This is a genomic window from Bradyrhizobium sp. 33ap4 (genome assembly GCF_032654765.1).
In the GTDB taxonomy this organism is placed as follows: domain Bacteria; phylum Pseudomonadota; class Alphaproteobacteria; order Rhizobiales; family Xanthobacteraceae; genus Bradyrhizobium; species Bradyrhizobium australafricanum.
The window spans coordinates 1-8,616 of the sequence record NZ_JAUMTJ010000119.1 but is presented as its reverse complement, the minus strand read 5'-3'; the positions used below and the strand labels follow the sequence as shown (position 1 = coordinate 8,616).

Below are 8,616 nucleotides of genomic sequence, written 5' to 3'. Positions count from 1 at the left end.
GAGCCTTCTTCGAGACCGTCCCGGCTCGAAACACCGCTTAAGCCGGGCGCCGGCGCCAGTTCTTCACGAACGACTCATTGAGCTGCTCATAAGACTTGTATCTCCCGTTCGCAAAATACCGCCGAGGGCTCGCTGTCGCGCGGTCGCCGCGGCCGGCTGCATATCCAACGCCACTTATTAAAAATAGCCAAGCTAATATTCCTCACTAGAGTAGGTAGTGTTTCGATCGTTGTTGATCGTGTACGACGATTATTAGCTCGTTGGATATGACATGGTGCACAATGGCAAGCGCAGTTAGCCAGTTACGCGTCTCATGTTTCCTGCAATTGCATAAATTCCGCTACTTTAAAAGGACAACAGTAGGATTGCTCGATCAAACTACAGCGCCAACGAGCTACAATGTGTGCGTCCGCACCCTACAGCGTTCTTACTCTTTGTACGACAGCCATATGAGGGACGCGTCTCCGAGATGGTGGCGCACCTGTTATCGGTTGTCTCGCGGCAGGCCATGTCTGGGAAACATGCAGCGTAGCACGCGGTTGCAGTTCATTCCAAAGCCGTTTGCCTTCCGGTCATGCGGGTATAGCTGAGCGGTCGGCTGCATGTCATCGGTAAATCAATTGGAGGCGTCATGCACAGCGTCGCGAGCGGAAACGCCAATGCGCCCGCCTTCCTGATCAAGAATTCGACCGGCTTCATCCTGTGCGATGGCGCCAGCGGCATTAGTGGTACCCGCAAGACCGTACGCGGACAACCGACAAAGTAATTGCATGCGACGTTCAGCCCTTCCTCTCGTTGGAGTCAAAGTTGTCGATTTCGGCCAGTACATTGCTGGCCCGGCAGTGGCGATGATCCTTGCCGATCTTGGCGCCACGGTGGTGCATATCGACCCGCCTTCCGGTCCTCTCTGGGACAGCCCGGCCAATGCGACCCTCAATCGAAACAAGCTAATTGTCTCGATCGATTTGAAGACAGAGGAGGGAGTGTCACAGGCGCAGGCCCTTATCCGGGAAGCAGACATTGCGATAGAGAATTTCCGCCCGGGGGTGCTGAGCCGCCTAGGGATCGACTTCACGACCCTGCGCTCGGCGCGGCCGGAGCTGATCACCGTCTCGATTCCAGGCTTTGCTTCCAACGATCAACTCCGTCGTGAGTGGCGCGCGTTCGAAGCGGTGATCGCAGCATCCTCGGGAGTGTTCACCAACATGGGGGTGAACCGCGTGCTGATGGGTGTCAATCCGTCCTTTTCACCGCTGCCGTTGGCATCCGCTTACGGCACAGTGCTTGCGGCATCTGCCACCGTGCTGGCACTTCAAGCCCGGGAGCGTGGCGGGATCGGCGACCAGATTGAGGTGCCTCTTGCTTGTGCGGTTATGGAAGGCCTCTCTTACAACTCGATGCGTATCGATGACTATCCGCTCCGCTACAAGTCGCGACGCTCGCGAGAAATTGACCGGCGTCGCGAAGCGGGCTTGCCTATGGATCTCTCCTACGAGGCGGCGCAAGAGTTGCTCGATCCATTCTGCCGCAACTACAAATGCAAGGACGGACGCATGTTCTATGTCCTCTGCATGAGCCACAAGCATCATGTCAAACGCTGCTTGCAGGTTTTGGGACTATACGACGAACTCGTAGCCGAGGGACTTGCAGAGGAAACCGATACTTATCTTTCTATCCGCGAATGGCGGTCCAACGTTTCGCTCAGCGTGTGTCCCTTGCCGAAATACTGGGCCGACAAGATCGCTGAACGAATGAAAGCCATTTTCTTGACCCGAACCGCAAACGAATGGGAGCGTATCTTCGGTGAAGGCCGGTTTCCCGGCTCGCCGCAGAGGTCTCTTCAGGAATGGATCAGCGACGATCACGCAAAATGCGCGGGCCTGATGGTCGAGGTCAACGATCCCGTGCACGGGGTGATGATCCAACCTGGACCTGTGTCTTGGTTGGAGGAAAGCGGGGAAGCAATGCTAAGCCCGGCTCCGCGGAAATGGGTCACCGCCGACCAGGCATTTGCCGCACTCTCGGGGCTCGCTGGTAGGCCGCCGGCAGCCCGGCCGGCTGAGACCTCGGCGGGATGGCTCGACGGTGTACGGATCCTCGACATGTCCAACGTGATCGCTGGTCCGCATTCAACATCCTATCTCGCTCGTTTCGGGGCGAAAGTTGTCAAGATCGACCCGGCTGTCCCGCTTTACGACTGCGCTAACACTGTGATCGTCGGCATGACCCATATGCGCGGCAAGCGCTCGGTTCTGGTGGATATCGGCTCATCAGGTGGACGGGAGGTCTTCGAGAGGCTGGTAAAGTCGGTTGATGTCGTGGTCTGGAATGCGACAGACCGGCAGGTCAAGCGCATGGGGCTTGATCTGGAGGGCCTGAAATCGCTTAATCAGGATGCGATCCTCTGCCAGCTCGACTGCTTCGGGGGCGTCCGTGGCGGCCCGCGCAGCGAATATCTTGGCTATGACAACCTAGTCCAAGCGACAACCGGCATTATGTTGAGGTTCGGTGGTTCCCCGGAGAGGCCCGAGGACCACGCGTACGACGGCACGATCGACGTGATGTGCGGGTTTGGCGCAGCTCTTGGCATTGCTGCCGCGCTGTATCAGAAGGCCAGGACCGGCCGCGGAGGACGAGCCCGGACGTCGCTCTCGGCACTCTCAGGGCTGGCCCAGGTTCCGTTCTGCTACGACTATGAAGGGCGTGGGAAGTTCGATGAGCCGACCGGGCCCTACGCTAAGGGCTACGATGCCTTAACAAGCCTCTATGAGACTGCTTCCGGCCGCAGCCTCATGCTCAGCGCCCTTGAGGGCGACCTGCCTCGTTTTGAGCGGGTCGATGGGCTTAAAGGGCTTGCTGACGTGCCCAAGGAGGAGCGCGCCTCATTTCTTGCCGAGGCCCTCGGGAAGGCTTCCGCTGAGGAATGGTGGTCCAAGCTTAAGGCAGCCGATATCGGAGTTGCAATCTGCGAGGATATCGAATCCATACGCTCGGCAAATTCCAGGTCCGCCGATGGCGGTGCGGGGAGCGAACAGGGCAGCTATTCTTTTTCCATATTTCGTGACCATCCCAGTGGCCACACCGTAACGCAGGTTGATCCTTACGCGATCCGCTCAGTGGTGGGAAAGGTCAAAGCGCCATCCGCTGCGGAAAAATACGGCTCGTCGACGCGGCAAGTTCTGCGGTGGTTGCAATACGCCGAACCTGAAATAGACACGCTGCTCGCCGCGGGCGCCGTAAGCGAAAGTTGGAGCCGCGAGTATTTGCCCACCTAAAAAGAGTAGGGATCTGAATGGGTGCTCGCGCAACACATACAGGAGTTTCTGCACAGAATACCGCTACTGACCCGCATACCAAGTCGCCAAGGCTCGGACATCTTCTGCTCCTATGCAGTGTCTGCCATCGACGCCTCAGGATCTTGACGGGCCACCTTATACGCGACGAATTTGTTATACGCGACGAATTTGCCGACGCGATGTCGATAAAGATTAGGGCCGGTCCAGTCTGGCTCGGGGGCAGGTTCAGCTATCAGCGAAAGGAAAGTCGAGGATGATTTCGGAGGTGTTCATCACCTGTGCCGTCACTGGGGGCGCGCCCCCGAGGCAGCCGAATGTGCCGATCACTCCAGAGCAGATCGCTGAATCGGCAATCGAGGCGGCGCGCGCTGGGGCGGCAGTGTTGCACATCCACGTGCGAGATCCTGAAACCGGGAAGACTTCGCGGGATCCGGCGCTTTTTCGTGAAGTGGTGCGGCGAATCCGCAAGTCGGACGTAAACCCAGTTCTCAACCTGACCGCTGGAACCGGCAGTGACCTCGTGTTGGGTGGGGCGGAATCTCCTCTGCCGCTTTCGCCTCGGACGGACATGCCGGGCGCGATCGAGCGACTGATGCACGTGGACGAGTTACGCCCCGAAATTTGCACTATCGATTGCGGTTCGATGAACTTCGGCCGGGGCGAATTCATCATGGCCAACACGCCGGGAATGCTGAGTGCGATCGCAGCGCGCGTGCAACAGCTTGGCGTTCGTCCTGAACTCGAGGTGTTCGATACTGGCCATCTGGTGCAGGTGCATGACTTGATCAAGGAGGGGGTCATCGACGATCCGCCGTTGATCCAGTTGTGCATGGGGATTCGGTATGGTGCGCCGGATGACGCCTCGACGCTAATGGCGTTGGTCCACCAGATGCCGCCGCGGGCTGTCTATTCGGCGTTCTCGATTGGATCGATGCAGATGCCATACGTGGCATTGGCGCCTTTGGTCGGTGCTAACGTGCGGGTGGGGTTGGAGGATAACCTTTATCTGTCCCGCGGTCGGTTGGCGACCAACGCCGAACTCGTCCAGCGGGCGGTAGAGATTCTTCAGAGAATTGGGGTGCGGCTGATGAGTCCGGATGAGGTGCGCGAAAAACTCGCGCTCAAGGTTTATGCATGAGGCCAGGGTTCATGTCTGAAACGAAAAAGTCCGAAGCTGATAGGCTGCCGCGAGCGGTCGGGCTGTTGGGTGGCGGTATTATTGGCGGCGGTTGGGCTGCGCGGTTTCTTCTCAACGGCGTGGACGTGCGGCTGTATGGTCCGTCGCTTGGTGCGGCCGAGCGCGTGCAGAAGATGCTGGTCAACGCGCGGCGAACGTATCGGCGGCTGACGAGGGTGCCGCTGCCGGCAGAGGGGAAGCTGACTGTGGTGAAGTCGGTTGAGGACGCGGTGGATGGAGTGGAGCTTGTGCAGGAGTCCGCGCCGGAACGCCTGGAGCTCAAGCAGCAGCTCCTGGCGAAGGCCAGCCAGGCGGCGGGGCGGGAGATCCTGATCTGCTCCTCGACTTCCGGGTTTCTGCCCTCGCTGCTACAGGCGGGGATGAACCATCCTGAGCGCTTTCTCGTGGCTCACCCATTCAACCCAGTGTACCTGGTGCCCTTAGCTGAGCTGTGCGCTGGACGTCGCACGGCGCCCGAGGCATCGGCAAGAGCGGCTGAGATCTACCGTTCTGTAGGGATGCACCCAGTTTTGGTTCGCAAAGAGATAGATGGTTTCATCACCAGCCGGGTGCAGGAAGCGGCATGGCGCGAAGCAATGTGGCTGGTCCACGACGATGTCGCTACTGCGCAGGAGGTGGATGATGCCGTGCGTTATTCCTTTGGGCTGCGCCGGCCTATCATGGGACCATTGCAAACCTACCGCATGGCCGTCAATGAAGCGAGTGGGCGTCGTGCGATGGAGCGGATGGGGCCCGAGCTGAAGAAGCCGTGGACGAAGCTCACAGAGGTGCCCGAACTCGCAGATGCGTATCTGGACAAGCTCGGCGAGCAGCTAGACGCGCAGATGGAGGCCGAGAACCTCTCCTTCTCCGAGCTTGAGCGAAAGCGCGACGACTGCCTTGTCGCCATGCTGAGAGGGCTTAGCTCAGAAGAACACGGCGCGGGCTCGACGCTCGCCCGTTGGGAGCGAAGGCTGCGCGACCGCGTTCCTCAGTCTAGCAGTGAGCCGGGCCCGCTGCGAACGCCGATGCTAGAGATTCCGTCCAGCTGGCTCGGTTACAATGGCCATGTCACGGGGAGATGTGACTTGCAGCTCTGCGGCTACGCCAAGGAAAACGTGCTCAACCATATCGGCATCGATGATGAGTACATGGCAACTAGCGGCAGGTACTTCTCGGCTGAAACGCATCTGTCGCATATCCGCGAACTGTACGCCGGCGATCGCGTCGAAGTCATCACGCAGGTTCTCGGCGCCGACGACAAGCGACTTCATATATTCCATGCCGTCATGCGCGAAGGCGATGATGGGCCGGCGGCCACGGGAGAGCAGGTGCTTGTGCACATCACCGCAGGCAGCGGACGCAGCGGACCCGTGTGCGGACAAGTGCGAGAGCGCGTTGTGGAGTTGGCACGGCTGCATGCCCAACTGCCCCTTCCGGACCGCGCCAGACCCGGAAATGGGCGCAGGTCTCTTGATCAACTAAGATACTGATAACGATAGCTTGGCCCTTACAGCCGCAGTGAATATTTCCCTCACAATGTCGAGCCTGCTCCTGCTATCGACCATGATCACCAGGTGCTGTCCGCCGCGAAGCTCGCAATCCTGACCTACGATTCCAGACATTCTATAAAGAGCTATTCGGAAGCTAGACTAGGACCGGTTGAGCAAGCGAGAATCGTGCTTGAGAAAGAACAGACGGTGCTGACGACGTAATGAAGTAATCGCCGGTCCGTGCCCATTGAACCAGGGCTCACTTCATCGGAGCCATGCGCAAGACGCGTGGTACGCGTCGACGCATAAGTCCGTGTAAGGCCCTCTTCATTGGAGAGGACGGCGCCTCAAAGGGGCTATCGCCAGACTTGAGCTTGGGAAATATTGAAACTCCCCCGTGAGCTAAAAAAGCTACACATACCGATAATAAGCCAGAGGCGCCACATTGGCTGACGTCGTCGGGGACGAGGAGCTTTTTGGACATGAGATGCATGGAGGAACGAGTCATTTTCAACGAAACCTAATCGTTAACGCCCAGCATGCTCGAATATGTCGAGGGCTATGCCGAGCCTCTGAGCGTGCTCTGGTTCAAAAGCGACCGTCAGATCCGGTCTGTCTACTCAAAATCCAGTTTCCGCCTTTATCAGGTACGCCGGAAGCCATGGTAAAAACGGCCGCATTGCCGCATGCGGCTGACCCAAGCTCCTCGTTATCTAAGCGAACGTGTTCTGCGCTCTGCTCGAACCCGGGCTGCATCGGTGCACGGAGCCGGACCCTGTCGGAGAGAACGCCTTGGCCGGCTGAGCAATCTATCTGTCAGAGAAGAAAACAGGAACCGCTTGCAATCGGCATTGCGAGCCGGGACACATCTCACAAGACGCCAAGCGCGCAAGGCGGAGTGCATCGCGTTTGAAGTGCACTGAGAGACCACTCCGGCGAATTCGCGCTCCGAGGCAAATCGTCTGTCCTCGTCAGACAAGCCCCTCGTAGCTCAGCGGGTATGATTTCAAGACATGTGAAGCATCATTGAAGCTGTCAATCCCTTAAAACAGGTGATCGAAATTCTTTACGCATGCTGGTAAGCGGTCTTTATGCATGCTGGAAAGCGGAATGACGGACACTAATGAAGTGCCAGCGCGCCTTTGAAATGGTCCTCCGTCTCTGTCGCTTCTCGTCAATTCCACGCGTCGTTGCCCGACCTTTTAGAACCGAGAATGCTCGTTTGGAGGACCTTGCGCGCGAATCAAAAATGTCAAAGCCGACGCAAATGGTTTCCCATTCTAAGCTATGGGCGACGTCACAAGGAAGGCCCCATGCCAATCGACTATCCTGCCGTCCTCGATTTCAAAACTGATGCCGCTCCCTATTCGTGGAGCGATCGAGAGGTGATGCTCTATGCGCTTGGCATTGGCATGGGTTCCGATCCGCTGAACGAGAAGGAGCTGCAATTTGTCAATGAGGCATTTGCTACACCCAAGTCGCTCAAGGTGGTTCCGACCTTTGCTTCTGTTTGCGTTTGGGGGGTGCGAGCTGGAGTCATCGATCTCAATCGCGTCATGGTCGTTGATGGCGAGCGCGACATCACGTTTCACAAGGCAATACCTGTCGCGGCCAGCGTTACGGCGGACGCTCGGGTTCGCGGCGTATATGACAAAGGCAAAGAGAAAGGCGCGATCATTCAGAACGAAATCGTAGTAAGAGATGGAGATGGCGACAAGATTGTCACGGTCGTTTCTTCTACCTTTGCGAGGGGCGACGGTGGCTTTGGTGGGCCGTCGGACGGATTGCCCGAGCCGCACCAAGTACCTTGCCGGGCGCCGGACAGGTCAGTCGATTTTCCCCTCCGGCCCGACCAAGCGCTGATCTACCGTCTGTCGGGCGATCGAAATCCCTTGCACAGCGATCCGGAATTCGCGCGTAGGGCCGGTTTTCCCAAGCCCATCCTGCACGGTATGTGCACCTATGGGCTGACCTGCAGGGCTGTATTGCAGACGTATGCCGACTACGATCCCTCTGCTTTCCAACGGCATCGTGTCCGCTTTTCTGCCCCGGTATTCCCGGGTGAGATCATTACGGTCAATCTCTGGAAAGATCGCAATTCGATTTCGTTCGAGGCTCATGTTCGAGAGCGTCAAGTGACCGTCGCCAAGAATGGACAGACGCTGCTAGGCTGAAAGTTCCGGCCCTGCTGTTCAACGCAAATTACTGATTCTGTCCATTGCGGCTCGGCCTCATCTCGCACCAGCGCCATCAAGCCCATCGCTCTCTTGCCGACGTCGACCGGCGTGCTGGCCACGCAAGCGCGCTCTGATCAGTGCAGCGAGGCGAGCTACTTATCCATGCGAGGCGAGACTGGATTTCCGATGTAGGGGTAGTCGTGCTTGCGACTAAGCCTAGTTGGTCAAGAACAACGGCTCCGCTTAACAGCAAGTAGATCGCGGCGATCTTCGCCGGTTTCTTCCTGAAGAACTCAGTCAAGCGCAAAGTCGGCCTGCCGCCTCTCACGGGATTGCACCGCCATTTCAACCGCTTGATGAACCGCTGTATGCGGAACCGTACGTACGGTGGTGTGGGAGTTGCGCCTTGCAAGCGCGTTGAAGACTGCCGTCTGAGATGACGGCCGCGGCAAAGCCTAGCGAGCAGCCGCGAA

The 8,616-nt window shown here is 58.2% G+C and carries 5 protein-coding genes; all 5 read left to right on the top strand.

The window, feature by feature from the left end; translation table 11 throughout:
- The first annotated feature begins 631 nt into the window (after nucleotides 1-631).
- The 5 genes from Q2M23_RS42615 (at nucleotide 632) to Q2M23_RS42595 (ending at nucleotide 8,140) form a co-directional block, all read left to right on the top strand.
- Nucleotides 632-766 carry a hypothetical protein gene (locus Q2M23_RS42615; RefSeq protein WP_316399358.1) on the top strand — a complete coding sequence of 45 codons (135 nt, stop codon included), beginning with the start codon at nucleotides 632-634 and terminating at the stop codon, nucleotides 764-766.
- Nucleotides 767-770: 4 nt separating this feature from the next.
- A complete protein-coding gene (locus Q2M23_RS42610) occupies nucleotides 771-3,275 on the top strand; it encodes a CoA transferase (RefSeq protein ID WP_316399357.1) in 2,505 nt (834 codons plus the stop codon).
- A gap of 274 nt (nucleotides 3,276-3,549) precedes the next feature.
- Nucleotides 3,550-4,434 (top strand): 3-keto-5-aminohexanoate cleavage protein, encoded by an 885-nt coding sequence (locus Q2M23_RS42605; protein ID WP_316399356.1) that lies wholly within the window; start codon nucleotides 3,550-3,552, stop codon nucleotides 4,432-4,434.
- A gap of 11 nt (nucleotides 4,435-4,445) precedes the next feature.
- A complete protein-coding gene (locus tag Q2M23_RS42600; protein WP_316399355.1) occupies nucleotides 4,446-5,966 on the top strand; it encodes a 3-hydroxyacyl-CoA dehydrogenase NAD-binding domain-containing protein in 1,521 nt (506 codons plus the stop codon).
- A 1,313-nt stretch (nucleotides 5,967-7,279) separates the two neighbouring features.
- Nucleotides 7,280-8,140, top strand: a complete 861-nt coding sequence (locus Q2M23_RS42595; protein ID WP_316399354.1) for a MaoC/PaaZ C-terminal domain-containing protein — start codon at nucleotides 7,280-7,282, stop codon at nucleotides 8,138-8,140.
- Nucleotides 8,141-8,616: the final 476 nt, after the last annotated feature.